Source organism: Pseudomonas sp. AL03 (assembly GCF_029960815.1).
GTDB lineage: Bacteria > Pseudomonadota > Gammaproteobacteria > Pseudomonadales > Pseudomonadaceae > Aquipseudomonas.
Window position 1 is genome coordinate 12667 of the sequence record NZ_JASBRE010000031.1, and the last position, 18378, is coordinate 31044.

The following is an 18378-nucleotide window of genomic DNA, read 5'->3' on the forward strand; positions in this document are numbered from 1 at the left end:
TCAATGCTACGGAGTATCACCATGAAACAACTGGCCCACGGTTACAGCCAGGCCCAGGCTGACACGGCAGAAAAACCGGCGGAAGGTAAATGTGGCGAAGGCAAGTGTGGCGCCGGCGAGTAACCCCCGCGTGGGGCACGCCGCTGCCCCACTCCCCTGACTGAACGGAGATCAAGCCCATGACCACCTCACTCTCATCGGCCGTGAAAGGCCTGCACCTGAACCTCGACCGTGCCGGCAGCTGGATCGCACCGCTGACTCTGCGGGTGTTTCTCGCCTGGGAGTTCTTCGAGTCCGGCCTGGAAAAATTCAATGGTGAAAACTGGTTCGCCGATATTCAGGACAGCTTCCCGTTTCCCTTCAACCACGTTCCGGCCACGCTGAACTGGGAACTGTCGATGTGGGCCGAACTGATCTGCGCCCTGGCCATACTGGTCGGCCTGGGAACGCGGATCTCGGCAATCATTTTGACCGTGGTCACGGTCGTCGCGACCGCTGCCGTTCACTGGCCCGCCGATTGGTCTACATTGAGTGAGCTTGCTCAGGGTTACGCCATCAGCAACAAGGGTCACGGCAACTTCAAACTGCCGCTGATCTACCTTGCGGCCTTTACGCCGCTGTTGCTCTCGGGTGCCGGCAAGCTCAGCCTCGATGCGCTGCTGGCTCGATTTTTCTGGCGTCGTGATAATCGCTAAACACCAGCACGTCGATAATGCCTCGAACTCCACAAGAACGGAGCAATCGTAACGTATGCAGGCACTCCCAAGCTTCCAGGCCACACAACCCCAATAAGCTTCACCCCACTCACATGCGAAGACAGGAGCCACCATGAGCGTGACCACCCAATGGATCGAGATCGACAGCCCCGACGGTAAATTCGGCGCTTACCTGGCAATTCCGCACACCCGCAAAGGCCCGGGGATCGTGTTGATCCAGGAAATCTTCGGCGTGAATGAACACATCCGCTCGGTCGTCGAGCAATACGCGGCCGACGGCTACCTGGTGATTGCACCGGACCTGTTCTGGCGCAGCGGCCCGCGCATCGAACTGGGCTACGACGAAGCTGGCTGGAAACGCGCCGTCGAATTGATGAACGCCACCGACATCGGCAAGGCGCAGAAAGATATCGAACTGGCCATCGACGCCTTGAAAGCCCAGCCCGGCCTGGACGGCGGCATTGCTTCTATCGGTTTCTGTTTCGGTGGCTTGCTCTCGTACCACACCGCCGCCAATGGGCTGGTGGACGTGGCAATCGCCTACTACGGCGGAGGGATCCAGAATCAACTGGACCGGGTCGATGAAATCGAGGTGCCGCTGCTGATGCACTTCGGTGAGCAGGACAGCCACATTCCGTTGGAGGCCGTGGAAAAAATCGCCGAGCGTTTCGATACCAACGATAACGTGGAGATTGTCGTGTATCCGGAAGCCGAACATGGCTTCAACTGCTCGCACCGCGACAGCTACAACCAGCGCGCAGCGGCTGAGGCACATGGCAATACGCTGATCTTTTTGGGGATGGAACTGTAAGGCCGACACAAACTAGCGAGAAACCTGTGGTCAGGGAGCTCGACTGTGGCGAGGAGGCTTGCCCCCTCGCCACAGAGTGTTCACCAGGCTCAAGATCTACGTTAACTGACAGGCATTAGCCTATGAGTAGCTATGCTTGATGTGTGGCCAGCCCCTGGTAGCAACATCGTGAAAGGAGGCGTTTGAAATGCAACTCATCACGTTGAAAATCGATAAACCGGAAGCGACGAATTTCATTTTTGGTCAGACGCACTTCATCAAGTCCGTCGAGGACATCCACGAAGCATTGGTCAATGCCGTGCCAGGTATCCGCTTTGGCGTGGCCTTTTGCGAAGCCTCCGGCAAATGCCTGGTAAGGGGGTCTGGCACCGATAGCGCCATGATCGAACTGGCCCTGAAGAATGCGCAAGCCATCGCCGCAGGGCATAGCTTCATCATCTTCCTCGGCGATGGTTTCTATCCGCTAAACGTGTTGAACACCGTCAAAATGGTGCCAGAGGTGTGCCGTATTTATTGTGCAACGGCCAATCCGACTGAAGTGATTCTCGCCGAGACGGAACAAGGGCGAGCGATTCTGGGCGTCGTGGATGGCTTCTGTGCCAGTGGCATTGAAGACGAGGAGGACATCCTGTGGCGCAAGAACCTGTTGCGACAGATCGGCTATAAACTTTGAGCACGCTCCGTTAAGTAGTTCTACCGCGCCGACCCACCACGCGGCTTATAAAAGAGGAACATCGAGGTCTCGGTGGTCTTGATGTACTTCCTGGCCCAATTGGGTTTCACATTCCGGTCGTGGAAATAGATCGCGCCGTGGGTTCGGTCGTTCAGTTGTTTGTTGAGCGCTTTGCGCGCGATTTCCTTGCCGGTCGCGTATTGGGTTTCTTCCTGGACCTGATCCGAGCGTCCATCACACCACCACGAAAACTGACAATTCTTGGTTTCAGACCCCTGCTTGACCACGGCGCACACCGTGGCCGGAAATCCCTCATGGCCCAGTCGATTCATGACGACGCTGGCGACGGCTTCCATGTCGGCGGACGATTTGCCTTTGGCTTCCCAGTAAATGGAACGGGCCAGACAGGTAATTGCATCGTCCATAGGCGACTGACCGGCCGGATCGACCGCCTGAACTTCGGACGTGGTGATTGTTTCGGACTGGGGTACCGGTACATCGGTGCCCTTCTCCGCCGCTTTATGTTCAAGGGCCTCGGCCTTGTCTTCAGCCACTTCCTTTTTTTGCTCCTGCTCAGATGCAGTGGCGTGGCCGAAGAGAAGGGTTATTGCGAAGCAGGCGGCTATCCAGATAACTCGCATGACCAACCCTTCCGACTGAACCGGGAGCACGCCACGCTGGCGACTTTGCTTGATTGTAGTTGCGAAAAATCATTCCTACAGACGGACAAAAAAAACTGTATTTGGGCGCGAAAGGCATTGCGCTCGCGGGGGTGAAATCGCGCATCATGGGCGCAGTCAGCTCAAGGGGATTTCCATGCGTTTCAAATCATCCGTTACGCGTTTTGCCACGTTGTCACTGGGTCTGTTGTTCGCCGTGAATGCGTTGGCGGCCGACGAGAAACAACTGATTGATTCGATCAACGTCTACCGCAGCCAGGTGCAGCGTTGCGCGGGTCAGGTCTCGCAGGAACTGCCACCGCTGGCAGCCGACCCACGGCTGGCGCTGTCCGCCACCAGCATCGGCAATCTGCAGCAGGCGATGGCGACCGCGGGTTATCCGATGAAGAACGTACAGGCGATCAGCCTGTCCGGGCCGCGCGATGCGCCGTCGGCGATGAAAGCCATTCAGGAAAGTTTTTGCCAGATCGTGTTGGACCCACAGTTCGTCGATGTCGGCGTGAGCCACCAGGACCGCGAGTGGCGCATCGTGCTGGCACGACCGCTGTTGAGCGCTCGCCTGGGCGACTGGCAGGCGGAAGGCCAGAAGCTGCTGGCCGAGCTCAACGCCGCGCGCACCCAGCCGCGCCAGTGCGGCACGCAATCCTTTGCCGCCACCACGCCACTCACCTGGAACGTCACGCTCGCGACCGCGGCCGAGGAGCACTCCCGGTCAATGGCCAACAACAATTACTTCGATCACAAGGACCGCGATGGTCGTACGCCGGGTGACCGGGCTGAACTGGCGGGTTACAGCGGCGGGCAGATCGGCGAGAACATCACTGCCGGGCAAGACTCTGTGCGCAAGGTGGTCGATGGCTGGGTGTCCAGCGCCGGTCACTGCGCGAACCTGATGAACCCGCAGTACCGGGAGTTGGGGGCTGCGTATGCGGTAGATCCGAAGAGTGATTCGGGGATTTACTGGACGGCAATGTTCGGGACGCCATAAACGCCCGGTTTTTTTTGCAGGCAGAACCCGGAGCTCCCTTTTGGGCTCCGGACAGTAAAAACCCGTCATGGATTCTTCACACCTCCACCTGCACCACCTCGATCCCGAGCTTTTGATAGTCCTCGACATTGCCCGACGCCACATGACGCTCGGTGATCAGGGTATGGATGCGCTGACACGGTGCGACCACGAACGGCTCCATCGCCCCCAGCTTGTCGGCGGTGGTGACGGCAACGACATGGGAGGCACTGGCGAGCATCGCCTGTTTGACCGGCACCTCGTCGAAATGCAGGGAGCTGATACCGACTTCCGGGTGAATCGCGCAGACCCCGGTGAACAGCAGATCAGCCTTGATGCCCTCGATCAGCCGCAGAGTTTCATGCCCGCTGGCTGACATAGTCGCGGGATTGAGTTGCCCGCCGGCCAGAATCACCGTGATGCCTTTGTATTCGGCCAGGGTGATCGCGATCATCGGCGAGGCGGTGACGGCCGTAATGGAAATGTCCGACGGTAGCGATCGGGCGATCTGCAGCGTCGTACTCCCCGAATCGAAAATCACAATCTGGCCGTCCTGTACCTGGCGTGCGGCGAGTTGCGCCAAGTGTGTTTTCACTTCATCGGTTTCGCTGACGCGGGTGAAAAAATCCTTGCCGGTGTCCTTGGGTCGCGGCAGTGCCCCGCCGTGCACTCGCTGCACCAGCCCGGCGGTGGCCAGCTCCGCCAGATCACGGCGAATGGTGTCTTCGGACACCGCGAAATGCTGGCTCAGCTCGGAGGCCATGACCTTGCCGTCACGTTCGAGGATCAGCAGGATTTTTTGCCGGCGCAGATGAGGGAGCTCGGCGGCTGAGTGTTGGGCGCGCATGTTTTTGCCTGTTTTTGCGTGAAATTGCGTGTTTGTGCGAGACTAGTCAATGCGCGGGATAAACACAAACCCACCGGACATCAATTCTTTTGATGATTCAAATCATGAAGCCGAATTTTTTATTTTTATGTGACCTGTTCAAGATGGCGCCATCACACATGCTTTGGATGAAAACTTCATGAATCTAAACTTTGCCTTTGCGTGCATGATCGTGGTCTCGTTTGCGATTGCGTTGGGGCACGCCTGATCAGCGCAAGCCAATGGCGATACGCACCTTCCTCTCTCCAGAGTCAACTGATGCTTTTTTCCCTTGTATCGAACGGCTCGCCTCTCACGCCTGAACAGCCTGCGCGGTGGCAGGCGGCCTGATCTTGAGCGGACACACCGGCGGCGGTCCGGGCAGCGTAGTGGCGGTCTATCGCTGCGCTTATGGCGTCGACGCGGCGAGTAGAAAAACCATAACCCTTGCCAAACATGGTCTATAACCAGTGTCGACATGATTTGGATCAGGGGACCTTGAAGGCTCCCTCGGTAAATTGATCTCTTGAAAAACAGCAGACAAGTGAGTGTCCGCTAGGAGATTCCCCCGCATGAAAGCCCTGAAAATAGCCGCCAGTGATTCCGCGTTCGATTGTTTCCACACCTCCCGAGAAGTGATTTCACTCAATCAAACTGACTACACCGACGTCGCGGTTGCGGTGTTCTCTGTCGAGGATGTGATGGCGGGCGCCCTGGACGCCCTGCAGCGAACCGGTTTCGATATCCCCATTTTCCTCGTCGCCTCTCCTGGTTCCGGCAACCGCGCTCGGGACGTCTACAAGCACCTGCAGGACGTATTGCTTCAGGTGAATGGCATTTTTGACCCCTCGCGCAACAACGCCGAATACCATGGCAACCAGCTGGAGACAGCGGCAAAAGCCTATGAGGAAAGTCTCCTGCCGCCCTTCTTCGACGCGCTCAAGCACTACACCGAATCGGCCAACGCTACGTTCGCCTGCCCTGGCCACCAGGGCGGCCAGTTTTTCCGCAAACACCCGGCTGGCCGGCAGTTCTTCGACTTCTTCGGCGAGACCCTGTTTCGCGCCGACATGTGCAACGCCGACGTCAAGCTCGGTGACTTGCTGATCCACGAAGGTCCGGCACTTCTGGCGCAAAAACACGCGGCGCAGGTGTTCAACGCCGACAAGACCTACTTCGTACTCAATGGCACATCGGCCTCCAACAAGGTAGTCACCAACGCGTTGCTCACGCCTGGCGACCTGGTGCTGTTCGACCGCAACAACCACAAATCCATTCATCAAGGTGCATTGATCCAGGCAGGGGCTACCCCGGTTTACCTGGAAACCGCGCGCAACCCCTATGGGTTCATCGGCGGGATTGACGCCCATTGTTTCGAAGAAGATTACCTGCGCGAACTCATCAGCGAAGTCGCACCGGACAAGGCCCAACTGCCACGGCCGTTTCGCCTGGCGATCATTCAGCTGGGAACCTATGACGGCACCATCTACAACGCCAGACAAGTCGTCGATCGCATCGGCAAACTGTGCGACTACATCCTGTTTGACTCGGCGTGGGTGGGCTACGAACAGTTCATTCCGATGATGAAGGATTGCTCGCCGCTGCTGCTTGACCTGCATGAAAACGACCCCGGTATCTTTGTCACGCAATCGGTGCACAAACAGCAGGCGGGATTTTCCCAGGCTTCGCAGATCCACAAGAAAGATCGCCATATCAAGGGCCAGGCCCGTTATTGCAACCATGCACGGCTGAACAACGCCTTCATGTCCCAAGCGTCTACCAGCCCTTTTTACCCGCTGTTCGCCTCACTGGATGTGAACGCGCGTATCCATTCCGGGCGCAGTGGCCAGCGGCTGTGGGAAGACTGCGTGAAGTTCGGTATTGATGCGCGCAAGTTGATTCTGGAAGCGTGCACCATGGTCCGCCCCTTCGTGCCGGACACCATTGACGGACGCCCATGGCAGGACCATCCGACTGAGGTCATCGCCAACGACATCCGGTTTTTCGAGTTCCATCCGAAGGATCGCTGGCACGCGTTCGGCGGTTACGCCGACAAGCAATACTTCATCGACCCCTGCAAGTTGCTGTTCACCACGCCAGGCATCGACCCGGTCGATGGCAGCTACACCGACTTCGGTATCCATGCCGGCATCCTCGCCAACTTCCTGCGGGAAAATGGCATCGTTCCGGAAAAATGCGACCTGAACTCGATTCTGTTCCTGCTCACCCCGGCCGAAGACTGGGCGAAGATGACCCACCTTGCCTCTCAGATCGCGCGTTTCGAACGCTTCATCAGCGATGACGCGCCGATGAGCCGGGTGTTGCCGGCCATCTATGCGCAGCACCAGGAGCGCTATCGCAACTACACCATTCGTCAACTCTGCCAGGAGATGCACGACCTCTACCGCACCCACAACGTCCAGCAATTGCAGAAGGCGATGTTCCGCAAAGAACACTTCCCGAAAAAGGCCATGAACCCTCAGGCAGCACAGTTCGAATTCATCCGTGGCAACGTCGAACTGGTGGCGCTGGCAGACGCCGAGGGTCGCATCGCTGCCGAAGGCGCCCTTCCCTATCCGCCCGGCGTGCTTTGCGTAGTGCCCGGGGAAATATGGGGGGGTTCAGTGCTCAAGTACTTCCTGGCGCTGGAGGAAGGTATCAACTCACTGCCTGGCTTCACGCCGGAACTACAGGGCGTGTACTTGAAACAGGAAGGGGGTCGCATTCGCGCCTATGGGTACGTGATCAAGACTTGAGTCTTCACGCCTCCAGCGGCGTGTCACCCTGGGGTTAAGCGTGATGACGAGTGGATATCTGCGCGAAGCCAATTATGCTTCAAGAAACCTTGCAGCGATGCGAGGCCGTCAGCCTGTGTGCATGCTTCGCGCAATTCGTCATCCGACGACATCAGCCCCAGGGCCTGGGTGCGGCAAAAAGGTAGTGAGGTACTCCGGCCTACAACAAGAGCAAGACGGAGAAGACTCATGGCCGCAATCGACAACACTCCCACGGGCAGCGCGCCCCGCCACGGGATGACCAAGGAGGAGCGCAAGGTTATTTTCGCTTCGTCTCTGGGCACCGTGTTCGAGTGGTACGACTTCTACCTTTACGGCTCTCTCGCCGCGATTATTGCGAAGCACTTCTTCGCCGGCGTCAATGAGACGACGTCCTTCATCTTCGCGCTGCTCGCATTCGCCGCGGGGTTCGCCGTACGCCCCTTCGGCGCCATCGTGTTCGGCCGACTGGGCGACATGATCGGGCGCAAGCACACCTTTCTCATCACCATTGTGATCATGGGTATCTCCACGGCCATCGTGGGCTTTTTGCCCGGCTATGCGACCATCGGCGTGGCGGCGCCGATCATCCTGATCACCCTGCGCCTGCTGCAAGGCTTGGCCCTGGGCGGTGAGTATGGCGGCGCGGCGACTTACGTGGCCGAACACGCGCCGAAAGGCAAGCGCGGCTACTTCACCTCGTGGATCCAGACCACCGCGACCCTCGGCCTGTTCCTTTCGCTGTTGGTGATCCTCGCCTGCCGCACCATCCTCGGCACCGAAGCCTTCGAGGCCTGGGGCTGGCGGATCCCCTTCCTGCTGTCGATCCTGCTGCTGATCGTCTCGGTGTACATCCGCCTGCAACTCAGCGAGTCGCCGGTGTTTTTGAAGATGAAAGCCGAAGGCAAGTCCTCCAAGGCGCCGCTGACCGAATCCTTCGCCCGCTGGGACAACCTTAAGATCGTGATCATGGCCCTGCTCGGCGGCACTGCCGGCCAGGCCGTCGTCTGGTACACCGGGCAGTTCTATGCGCTGTTCTTCCTGCTGCAGACGCTGAAGATCGACCCGCAGACCGCCAACTTGCTGATTGCCGGCTCCCTGCTGATCGGCACGCCGTTCTTCGTCATATTCGGCAGCCTGTCCGACCGCATCGGCCGCAAAGGGATCATCATGGCCGGCTGCATTATCGCAGCGCTGACTTACTTCCCGATCTTCCATGCGTTAACCCAATACGGTAACCCCGACGTGTTCATCGCACAGGAGAAGAACCCGGTCACGGTGATCGCCGATCCTGACCAGTGCTCGTTCCAGTTCGACCCGGTGGGCAAGGCCAAATTCACCAGCTCCTGCGACCTCGCCAAGACGGTGCTGGCGAAGAGGGCCATCCCCTACAAGAACGAGAAAGCTGAGCCTGGCGCCGTCGCGCAGGTCCGCATCGGCGACAAGGTGATCCCGAGTTTCGAGGGCACCGGCATGCCGGCCGCCGACTTCAAAGCCAAGAACGACGCCTTCGCCGCCACCCTCGGCACCGCCCTCAAGGACGCCGGCTACCCCGAGAAGGCCGACCCGGCCAAGACCAACTATCCGATGGTGCTGCTGCTCCTGACCATCCTGGTGATCTACGTGACCATGGTCTACGGCCCGATCGCCGCCTGGCTGGTGGAGCTCTTCCCGGCGCGCATCCGCTACACCTCGATGTCGCTGCCGTACCACATCGGCAATGGATGGTTCGGCGGCTTTCTGCCCACGGTGGCATTTGCCATGGTCGCGGCCACGGGTGATATCTACTACGGGCTGTGGTACCCCATCGTCATCGCCGTAATGACGGCCATTCTTGGCACGTTCTTCCTGCCGGAAACCAAGGATCGGGAAATTCATCACACCTAGGCAGGCACCCGCCCTCTCCCGCAGGGGAGAGGGAAATGGGGACGGACGGAAATGGGGACCGGAAATGGGGACAGATCTATTTGTTCGGCCCGTTACGAGCGCAACACGCCAATCGCCCGTCGATACTTTTCAATATGCTCCAGGTCTTCCCACAACGGCTGCGCGATCCGCGACAAGTCGCTGTTTTCTTCCAGGTCCGCCGGGCGCGGTGGCGGCGATGGCAATGGCGCGTTCCAGTGTCTGGTGCATGTCGCTCTCCCTGGGTAATCGGCGTCCGCATTGCGACGAGGGGGTAAGCCTCCTCGACGCAATGCCCGTATAAATCCGGACTTAACCCAACAGATGCAGTGAGATGAGTTTCGAAATCTCGACCATCGACGTCTTCCCGGTGAATTCAAACTTCACTTTGCCCAGCGCCGAAAAGTAGATTTCCAGTTCAGAATCCAGGTCGAAGGTGCCCGAGGTTTCCACGGAGTAGGCGACGATGTTTTTGTAAGGCAGTGAGGTGAAGTCTTTTTTGCTGCCGGTGATGCCTTGTACATTGACCGCGATGATTCGTTTATTGGTAAACACCACGCCGTCGCGCATGGATTTGTAGGCATCAATGACGTGCTCGCCGTCCAGCAGCAGCGCGGTGACTCGCTCTGCATACTCGTTGTTTTGCTTGAGCTTGAAAAAGCCTTTGTTGTTGAAATCAATCATCCGCCATTCCTTTCCTTAAAGAGTGTTCCCTGGATTGCCAGCGCGTGGCGTGGTGAGCATACCATCGGGTTTTCGCTTTTTGCGCCCCCTCCCGCAGCGGGCCTATAAAACGAATTGAACCCCGCGCCTCATCGCGTTTTCGAAACCCTATAAGCGCGATTCTTGATCAAGTAAGGCGCCACTGGAGAGGAAATTCCCGATGAACAGTAGACTGCTGTTTCTGCTTGCCAGCCTGAGTCCCACCCTGGTCATGGCTGAAGGCTGTGACGTGCTGACCCGCTCTCAAAGCCCTTCCGTTCCGGTGGTGGAATCTCATAGCTGCTATGAGTACGAAGGCATGCCGGTGAACGCCATCGATTGGTCATGCAGCAACGAGAGTAAAGACATGCTGGCCAGCACCAAGAAAAAAGTCGAACAGTGCGCCGATCGTTATCAGGCCACGTGTATCGCGACGTTGACGCAAGAATCGCTGGCCAACCCTCACTCAACCAGCAAGGACAAGAACAGCAAATCGCTCAACATTCCCGACAATGCTCAAGTGACTACGTATTACTACAACGCTGAGCATTTGAGTCAGGCGAAGATTGATTGCGAGTCGGGCGGTGGTCACTGGAAAGCGAAGTAGCTGTTCAAGAACGCAACAGCCCCTTCACCATTGGAATGCGAGCGAGTTGCAGGCCGGAGGGCGACGGGTAAATAGCCGTCTGCTCACCGACGAAACCGCACCGCCGGTAGAACTGAGCAGCGTTCAACGTAGCGTCCAGTTTAACTTCCACCAGCCCCAAATCCCGTGCCAGACATTCAAGGTAATCCAGAATGCGCTTGCCAATGCCTCGCTGCATAAAGCCAGGCAGGACAAAAATCGCGCCGATTTCGCGCCTCTCCAGATCAAGCATTCCTGTCGCCACCGGTTCTCCCTGAATACACCCCAGATAAAAGTGTTTTTCCATCAGGTCGCAATATCCGTCCTCAGCGGCTCCTGCCGTCCAGACTTCCCGTTGCGCCGGGGTATAGGCGCCGATGCATTGATGCCGTATCGCTTGAAAGCGAATGTCGAATGCCGTCCGGCAATCACCGTGATGGGCTCGTTTAATCTCTAACATTTCAATCTCCGTTAGCCAGTGGCGGACGGCGTTGGTGGAGGGCTGGCTTGTCCAATGTGAAGCGGAGGTAGAAAGCACCAAGCGATCACCTAAGCTCTAAGGGGAGACTTGCGCTGCGACACATTGATAGCACCACACTATGGAACACGCTCCATTAATGCGATTCCATGAACTGGTAAAAAGTTAGCCATTAACCAAAAAGGAGCCTCCCATGTTCAAGCCCGGTCACCTGAATCGTACTAATACTCCTGGCATTCCCGGAGTCCCGGAATACAACATTGATGTCTTCTATGAAGTCCGCCGCAACCCCAAGGAAGGCATGCTGATGCACTTCAAAATGGTCGGAGAGGTATCAGGTAAAAGCTTCACTGAAGAATTCGATATGCACCGCGACACGGCCTTCAACTTTGCCAGCCGCGTGGCAAAGGCTGCGATCAAGCATGGAGTGCCGGCGAATGCCAGCCTCATCATGCGCGGGCACAAAGAATACGACGCGATGTACGAGGATATTCGCGAAAACCTCGGCGTCAAACCGGGTGATCCAGTCAATCGGGATAACGCTGAGAACGACCGTCGCTGAGTGACTCCAATGCCACTTAACGCGCCTCGTCCTGTCGACCCGCCCCATCCACCGGATGGATCAAGAGATAGCTGTCGACTGCATCGTCTATGGTTGGAAAGAACGCCGTTTCGCCAAGCCGTGCGAAAAGACCGAATCGTTTCAACTTGTCCTTGACCGGGTCCTTCATCTCGGCCACGCACAACTTGATGCCCACGGCGTGCAAGGTGTCGTCCAGCTCAGCCAGCATGTCGGCAGAGGTCACGTCTACACTGGTGACGGGTTCCGCCGCAACGACCAACCAGCGCACTGGCGTAGGCGATGCCGCCACTGCGTCGAGCACTCGGTCATTGAACAGTTCGGCGTTGGCGAAAAACAACGGCGCATCCCAGCGAAACAGTACCAGGCCGGGTATAAGGCGCGCGTCAGGATAGCGCTGGGTGTCGTGATACCCCTTGACGCCATCGGCCCGCCCCAGTACCGCGGAATATGGCCGCCAGCCATCCCACAGAAATTCGATGACGGCTATCACAATGGCCAGGCCGATACCCTCGATCGCACCCAGCACGGCTACGCCGACGGTGCAGACAATCGACAACCAGAACTCCCAGCGCTGGATACGATAAATACGTCGCAGGTCGGCGACTTCAATCAGGCCGATAGCCGACGCGATCACAACCGCTGCCAGTGCGCTGCTGGGTAAACTCTGCAACAGGTTCGGCGCCACCACCAACAGCAGTGCAACAGCCAACGCGCCAACAACGCCGGTCAACTGGGTTTTGGCGCCTGCGGCTTCGGCCACGGGGGTACGTGAAGAACTGCTACTGATTGGAAAGCCTTGGAAAAATCCAGCCGCCAGATTGGCAAAGCCGAGCCCTGCCATCTCGTGGTTCGGATCGACATAGGTACGGGTCCGTGCCGCATAGACACGAGAGAGCACGCTGGTATCGGCGAACGACACCAGGGCGACGGCGCAACCGCCGATGAGCACGGGGACAATATCGGCGCGGGTGATCCAAGGGATGGCGAACGCAGGTAAACCTTGTGGAAGAGCACCGAGGACCGACACACCCGCGCGTGCGGCAAGGTCCAGCACACCGACGGCAACGGTCGCACCTGCCACCGCGATCAAGATGCTCGGCACGCGTTTGTAGTCCTTGAGCAGCAGGATCACGGCCAAGGTGGCTGCGCCGATCATGAACGCGGTCCAGTTGGTCTTTCCTTCCATCACCGCGGTGACGATAGCCCCTATGTTTCTCAACGGGCCGTCGGACTCAATCGAAATACCGAAAAACTTGGGTAATTGGCTGATCAAAACCGTGAGCGCAATCCCGTTCATGTACCCGTAGCGGATCGGTTTGGAAAGCAACTCCGTAATGAAGCCCAAACGCATGATGCCCGCCAGGATGCACACGACTCCTGAAACGATCGCCATCATGCCCGCAAGGGCGACGGCGCGATGCGGGTCGCCGCCCGACAGAGGCAGGACGACAGCAAGGATAACGGCGGCCAATGAAGAATCCGGGCCCAGCACCAGAATCCGGCTAGGCCCGAACAATGCGTAAGCGACTAGCGGAACGATGGTCGCGTAGAGGCCATAGATGCCGGGTACGCCCGATGCCACGGCGTAGGCGATGCCGACGGGTACCAACATCGTGGTGAGCACCAGCCCGGCCATGATGTCGTGACGCAACCAGGCAACCTGGTATCCACGCAGTGTACGAAGTCCAGGAAGCCAGCGGCCCCAGCCGGTATCGTCGCCGGTATCCCGGCGTGCAATCCGGCCCGGTTCCGGGACGGGAGGCGAAGAATCCGAATGGCTCATAGGACTGTAGCCCTTTGGTGTACTGCGCAGATTCGCTTAAACGTGCCCGTCAGAATTTTTCGGGAACTCGTCGGTGCGGATAATCCGGGTCGCGATAGCCGCCTGGCTTCTGCCGTTTGGGCAGTATCACCTCCTCGCGTGCTACATCCTTGTACGGGATACGGCTAAGCAAATCGGTGATGATGTTAAGACGGGCCCGCCGCTTGTCGTTCGAGTTGGCCACCCGCCATGGGGCATGTTCGGTGTCGGTCGCCCTGAACATGTCGTCACGCGCGCGTGAATAGTCATACCAGCGGCTGTATGACTGAGATCCATTGGGGTTAGCTTCCAGATTTCGCGTCCGTCCTTGATGCGTGCCTCGAGCCGGCGGGTCTGCTCGTCTTCGCTGACTTCCAGCCAATACTTAAGCAGGATCACGCCCGAGTCGACGATTGCACGCTCCACGAGAGGCGTTGTCTTCATGAAACCGGCAACCTGCTCTTTAGTGCAGAACCCCATCACCCGCTCGACGCCCGCCCGGTTGTACCAACTACGATCGAAGATCACCACTTCACCAGCCGCGGGAAGGTAAGGCAGGTAACGCTGGACATACATCTGGCTTTTCTCTCGATCACTCGGCGCAGTTAGCGCCACCCCCCGAAAGACACGCGGGCTGATGCGTTCGGTGAGTGCCTTGATCGTCCCGCCCTTGCCCGCGCCATCGCGCCCCTCGAAGACGATACAGATCTTGATGCCCTTGGCTTTTACCCATTCCTGCCATTTGACCAGTTCGACGTGCAGGTGGCGCAGTTGTTCAAGATAATCCGTGTTCTTCAGTTTCAGGCTTTCACGCTTAGGGGCTTTCTTCTTGTCCTTTGCCATGACCAAGACCTCACCAATACCTCAACCCACTTCATTGTAGTTTGAAAAGACCTGCCACTCCTGTGGCGTCGAATTTCCACTACGGGGCTGAGATGGGAACAGTGTACTGCGCCTTAAACGCTGCTTTCGGCACCCGTGCTTTCTCTGACGCCCACCAAAGCGTTGAACGCGCAAGTATCGAGCGGCCGGCTCAAGAAATAGCCTTGACCTTCGTCACACGACACCGCTTTCAGCAACTTCAGATGCTCGGCTGTTTCAATGCCCTCTGCGGTAACGGTGAGCGATAACGCGCGGCCCAAGCCCACGATGGCCTGGATGATCGACTTGTCATCCTCGCTTTCACCCAGCCTGTTCAAAAAGCTGCGGTCTATTTTCAGGCCATCGAATGGGAAGGCGCGCAGGTAGCTCAGCGAAGAATATCCCGTTCCAAAGTCATCCATGGCTATGCGCACGCCGAGGCGTTTGAGCGTACGCATTATCTCAAGCGCGCCTTCAGCATCTTCGAGCATGACGTTTTCGGTAATTTCCAGCTCTACTCGGGCAGGATCGATTCCTGAGTCGAAGAGTATTTTCTGGAGGCGCTCTACCAAACTGCCTCGCTTGAATTCGATGGGCGAAAGGTTAACCGATACGAACAGACTTTCCGGCCATCGCGCGGCGTATCTGCAGGCGGTATCGATGACCCAGTTGCTCATGGAAAGAATCAGCCCGCTTTCTTCCGCAATGGGGATGAACGTGTCGGGTGATATCAAACCACGCTCAGGATGTTGCCACCGTACCAACGCCTCGGCACCGACCATCTGACCGTCAGCGATGCGATAGCGCGGTTGGAAATGCAACCGCAGCTCTCCGTGTTTGATCGCAAAACGCAGGTCGCTTTCCAAACGGCGGCGCTCAATGATCTTCGCGTTCATATCGCCCGCGTAAAAACGCCATGTATTGCGACCCCCGGCCTTGGCTTCGTACAACGCGATATCCGCATAGCGAAGCAGCTCAGTAGCCTCGCGAGCGTCATTTGGCGCCATTGCGATGCCAATACTGGCGCTGACGAACACTTCCTGCTCATCGATCTCTATAGGTCGCTCGATGGACTCGATCAGGCGGTGACATAGCGCCTCGACTTCTTCCTGGGAGCTCACATCGGTCAGGATCAGTACAAACTCATCACCCCCGACCCGGGCGACAAGGTCCCCGTGGCGCACGCAGCCAGCCAGGCGGCTCGATACTTCGCTAAGTACCCGATCACCTGCCGCATGCCCCAACAGGTCATTCACCGGCTTGAATCGATCCAGGTCCAGGCTGAGCATGACCAGAGGTTGTTTTACCGTTGGCAAAGCCTTGAGTTTACCGTCAAGAAACTCCTGAAGCCGTGTCCTGTTAGGCAACCCGGTCAGCGCGTCATGCTGTGAGAGAAATTCGATTCTTCGACGGGCTTCAACTTCCTCGGTGACGTCAGTTGCAGTACCCCGGAATCCTCCACCGGCCATTTCTCGCGCCGACAGACGCGTGATTCGCTCGTGGCCTTTAGTATCGACGTAGCGGCACTGAACACTGATATCCGGGCGACGGTTCGGGATGCTGAGCCACTGAGATAACGTGCCTGATTCGGTGCTCAGCAGATCATCCATCGCCGCACCAATCCAAGCATCCCTGGAGAGCCCTGTTACATCCCCAAATCGCTCGGATAGATAGGTGTAATGCCAATCAGCGTCTATTTCCCATACCCAGTCCGAGCTGGCTTCAACGACATCGCGAAAGCGCGCTTCGCTGGTGGCGAGGGCAGCCTGACTGCTTTGCAGTGATGTGTAGCTGGCGTCAAGCGCCTGTGCACCCGCGGTCGTGCGACGCAAGATGGCCCAGGTCATCAGCCACACCAAAAGCGCGGTGATGCCGATCAATGGCAACCCTAGTCCCAATAACCGCAGACCTGGCCTGGACGGACTCCAGTGCACACTACCGGCAGTACCGTTCTCGTCCAATGGAAAGACAGACGTTTTGCCGATTTCATCGGAAGTGGCGACGCGCAGGCCATTAACCCCGTAATCCCTGCCTATCGTCTCGAGTTTGACGCTGTCCAGAATGTCGACGAACATCAACACCGACGGCGACCTGTCATCAGGCACCACTGTCGGGTCAGTTCCCGTCGTAATCGCCGCTGCCGCGACCAAGGCTGGTACGCCTCCAACGACAATGAAGGCGGTTGTCGGCGTCTCTGTTTCCGCGCCTTCACGAGCCTTTACGAGAATCGCATCAATGGACTGCTCGAGCCACTCTTGGACTTCAACCGATTTCAACTCACCCTTGACCACAGAGTAAACAGTGCGATTGACGTCATTGATGACAAATACGCCCGGAAATCCAAAATCCGTGTAAAGCGTTGTCCCGACGTTTTGTCGTACGTACGCCCAGTCAGCGTCCATTTCAACATGCAGGTGCTTGTAAGCATCGCCCCAAAATGCGTAATCCTTGACGGTCGACCGCAGCGATTTTTCCAGCGATTGCATGGCCTTCTTCGTGTAGAAAGCACTTTCGACCTCCTCCGTTCGGTCTAAATCATGCGCAAGATAAACCAGTGAATAGCTGGCAAGGAAAAAAACGCCCGCCAAGAGACCCGCAAACTTGAACAGAGAAGCGCGTGCCAGCGATACGCTTGAACGATCGATCGATGTGCGGGGGATAGAAGGGAGATTGTTCGACATAGATTCCCGTTGGTCGTTGAGGCAAGTCGGCTGCATCTCAAGCTATCGGCTGCAGTTGCTGAAGGGTGAGTGACCATGTGTCTTCCCGGGCTTATCTCCCCGCTGCCGGCTACCGTTTCAGTTCAGTTCAGTTCAGTCCAGTCCAGCGCTTAGCTTCAGCACCGGCATCATTCGACCTGCCTGAGCGCCCAGCCCCAAGCCGTGTTGGTTAACTCGGCTTGGTCGTCGGTTGCAACCTGGAACGAAAAAGCCTCGGTATACTTGAACGCCGAGCCGGCGTTCAGTCGGAGACAAGGGATGCCCATCACCGTGAACTCGACCGTCAAGACATCGCCCTGTTTGCCCGCCGGGTAATCGCCAGGGGCGCGATGGACAGCGCCGACAACGCTGTCCGGGAACGTCTCGGCGTAGAACGTCGCAGCGTCCAACGCGGTGCCGTCGTAGCAGAGACAAATCGTGTTTTTGCTGATCATCCTGGTTCTCCAAAATGGGGACTGGTGCGTGCATTTTAGCAGCGCAGTCAGCGGGTGCTTCAGCGCCCAAGTTCCTAATCTGCCAACTCCAGCAGCTGCCCCGCATTGGAGGCGATAACATCCCGGCCTCGCATGGATGCTGCCTGGCAGCGTGTGGATCGCGCACGCACAATCTCGCAGTTTCAACATTGTCAAGCCTGCGGATACAAGGAAGAAGCACCATGGCGCTAACTAGCAAGATTTCCCCCTATGACAGTCGCTGGCCCGCGCTCTTCCTAGGCGCCAAAGGGCAGATCGAGAAGGCGTTTGGCACTGAGCTTGTTGCCATCCATCATGTCGGCAGCACCGCCGTTCCCGAGCTCGCAGCCAAGCCAGAGATCGACCTCCTGGTCGAAGTGACGGAACATCGAAACGAACCCTCCCAAGACAATGTCATGCGTGGACTCGGGTACGCACGAGGCAGCGATCTATCGCCAGGTCACCACTTTTATCGTCGCGATGTTGAGGGTGTGCGAACTCATAAAGCCCACGTTTGTATCTCCGGCCACGGTCAAATCGAAAGAATGCTCCGCTTTCGTGATCTGCTAAGGGACGACCCTGTGATTCGCCAGCGGTATCAAGACTTGAAACTTGAGCTGGAAGCGAGCAACACCGGCGGCATCGGTGAATACTTGGCACAGAAGGCTCCCTTTATCGACGAGCTTATGGGGTCGATCTCGATTTTGGATAACGTTGATAAAGACC

At 57.7% G+C, this 18378-nt stretch carries 14 protein-coding genes and 4 pseudogenes; 9 read left to right on the forward strand and 9 right to left on the reverse strand.

Going from position 1 to position 18378, the window contains the following annotated elements:
- The first annotated feature begins 179 nt into the window (after positions 1–179).
- From QK293_RS23175 to QK293_RS23185, 3 genes are all read left to right on the forward strand, one after another.
- Positions 180–695 carry a DoxX family protein gene (locus QK293_RS23175; RefSeq protein ID WP_282381494.1) on the forward strand — a complete coding sequence of 172 codons (516 nt, stop codon included), beginning with the start codon at positions 180–182 and terminating at the stop codon, positions 693–695.
- Positions 696–828: 133 nt separating this feature from the next.
- Positions 829–1527, forward strand: a complete 699-nt coding sequence (locus tag QK293_RS23180) for a dienelactone hydrolase family protein (RefSeq protein WP_282381496.1) — start codon at positions 829–831, stop codon at positions 1525–1527.
- Between the two features lie 187 nt (positions 1528–1714).
- Positions 1715–2200: an adenosine-specific kinase gene (locus QK293_RS23185; protein WP_282381498.1), complete on the forward strand. Its 486-nt coding sequence runs from the start codon at positions 1715–1717 to the stop codon at positions 2198–2200.
- Between the two features lie 20 nt (positions 2201–2220).
- On the opposite strand, the gene QK293_RS23190 is transcribed toward QK293_RS23185, so the two are convergent.
- On the reverse strand, positions 2221–2841 hold the full coding sequence (locus QK293_RS23190; protein ID WP_282381500.1) for a cell wall hydrolase: 621 nt from the start codon (positions 2839–2841) through the stop codon (positions 2221–2223).
- A gap of 175 nt (positions 2842–3016) precedes the next feature.
- Here QK293_RS23190 and QK293_RS23195 point away from each other — a divergent pair, with 175 nt between their 5' ends.
- The gene (locus tag QK293_RS23195) at positions 3017–3868 is read left to right on the forward strand and encodes a CAP domain-containing protein (protein ID WP_282381502.1); all 852 of its coding nucleotides are present in this window, start codon (positions 3017–3019) and stop codon (positions 3866–3868) included.
- A 76-nt stretch (positions 3869–3944) separates the two neighbouring features.
- On the opposite strand, the gene QK293_RS23200 is transcribed toward QK293_RS23195, so the two are convergent.
- Positions 3945–4733 carry a DeoR/GlpR family DNA-binding transcription regulator gene (locus QK293_RS23200; RefSeq protein WP_282381504.1) on the reverse strand — a complete coding sequence of 263 codons (789 nt, stop codon included), beginning with the start codon at positions 4731–4733 and terminating at the stop codon, positions 3945–3947.
- Between the two features lie 590 nt (positions 4734–5323).
- Between QK293_RS23200 and speF the strand changes: the two genes are divergently transcribed.
- Entirely contained in the window at positions 5324–7507 is a 2184-nt protein-coding gene (gene speF / locus QK293_RS23205) for an ornithine decarboxylase SpeF (RefSeq protein ID WP_282381507.1), read from the forward strand.
- Positions 7508–7735: 228 nt separating this feature from the next.
- Positions 7736–9412: an MFS transporter gene (locus tag QK293_RS23210; RefSeq protein ID WP_282381509.1), complete on the forward strand. Its 1677-nt coding sequence runs from the start codon at positions 7736–7738 to the stop codon at positions 9410–9412.
- Between the two features lie 92 nt (positions 9413–9504).
- Here the strand turns inward: QK293_RS23210 and QK293_RS23215 are convergent.
- Both QK293_RS23215 and QK293_RS23220 read right to left on the reverse strand, forming a co-directional pair.
- Positions 9505–9618: pseudogene (locus QK293_RS23215) on the reverse strand (GTP pyrophosphokinase); the annotation flags it as partial.
- Between the two features lie 124 nt (positions 9619–9742).
- A complete protein-coding gene (locus QK293_RS23220) occupies positions 9743–10114 on the reverse strand; it encodes a PH domain-containing protein (RefSeq protein WP_282381512.1) in 372 nt (123 codons plus the stop codon).
- A 199-nt stretch (positions 10115–10313) separates the two neighbouring features.
- Between QK293_RS23220 and QK293_RS23225 the strand changes: the two genes are divergently transcribed.
- Positions 10314–10739 carry a hypothetical protein gene (locus QK293_RS23225; RefSeq protein ID WP_282381514.1) on the forward strand — a complete coding sequence of 142 codons (426 nt, stop codon included), beginning with the start codon at positions 10314–10316 and terminating at the stop codon, positions 10737–10739.
- A gap of 4 nt (positions 10740–10743) precedes the next feature.
- On the opposite strand, the gene QK293_RS23230 is transcribed toward QK293_RS23225, so the two are convergent.
- Positions 10744–11217 (reverse strand): GNAT family N-acetyltransferase, encoded by a 474-nt coding sequence (locus tag QK293_RS23230; RefSeq protein WP_282381516.1) that lies wholly within the window; start codon positions 11215–11217, stop codon positions 10744–10746.
- A 211-nt stretch (positions 11218–11428) separates the two neighbouring features.
- Between QK293_RS23230 and QK293_RS23235 the strand changes: the two genes are divergently transcribed.
- Positions 11429–11797 carry a DUF5064 family protein gene (locus QK293_RS23235; RefSeq protein WP_282381517.1) on the forward strand — a complete coding sequence of 123 codons (369 nt, stop codon included), beginning with the start codon at positions 11429–11431 and terminating at the stop codon, positions 11795–11797.
- A gap of 16 nt (positions 11798–11813) precedes the next feature.
- Here QK293_RS23235 and QK293_RS23240 read toward each other — a convergent pair whose 3' ends face one another.
- The 4 genes and pseudogenes from QK293_RS23240 to QK293_RS23255 form a co-directional block, all read right to left on the reverse strand.
- Positions 11814–13601 carry a SulP family inorganic anion transporter gene (locus tag QK293_RS23240; protein ID WP_282381518.1) on the reverse strand — a complete coding sequence of 596 codons (1788 nt, stop codon included), beginning with the start codon at positions 13599–13601 and terminating at the stop codon, positions 11814–11816.
- A gap of 49 nt (positions 13602–13650) precedes the next feature.
- A pseudogene (gene ppk2, locus QK293_RS23245) lies at positions 13651–14462 on the reverse strand (polyphosphate kinase 2).
- Between the two features lie 113 nt (positions 14463–14575).
- Positions 14576–17161 carry an EAL domain-containing protein gene (locus QK293_RS23250; protein WP_282381520.1) on the reverse strand — a complete coding sequence of 862 codons (2586 nt, stop codon included), beginning with the start codon at positions 17159–17161 and terminating at the stop codon, positions 14576–14578.
- A 212-nt stretch (positions 17162–17373) separates the two neighbouring features.
- A pseudogene (locus tag QK293_RS23255) lies at positions 17374–17634 on the reverse strand (VOC family protein); the annotation flags it as partial.
- Positions 17635–17855: 221 nt separating this feature from the next.
- On the opposite strand from QK293_RS23255, the pseudogene QK293_RS23260 reads away from it, so the two are divergent.
- Positions 17856–18329, forward strand: a pseudogene (locus tag QK293_RS23260) (GrpB family protein); the annotation flags it as partial.
- Positions 18330–18378: the final 49 nt, after the last annotated feature.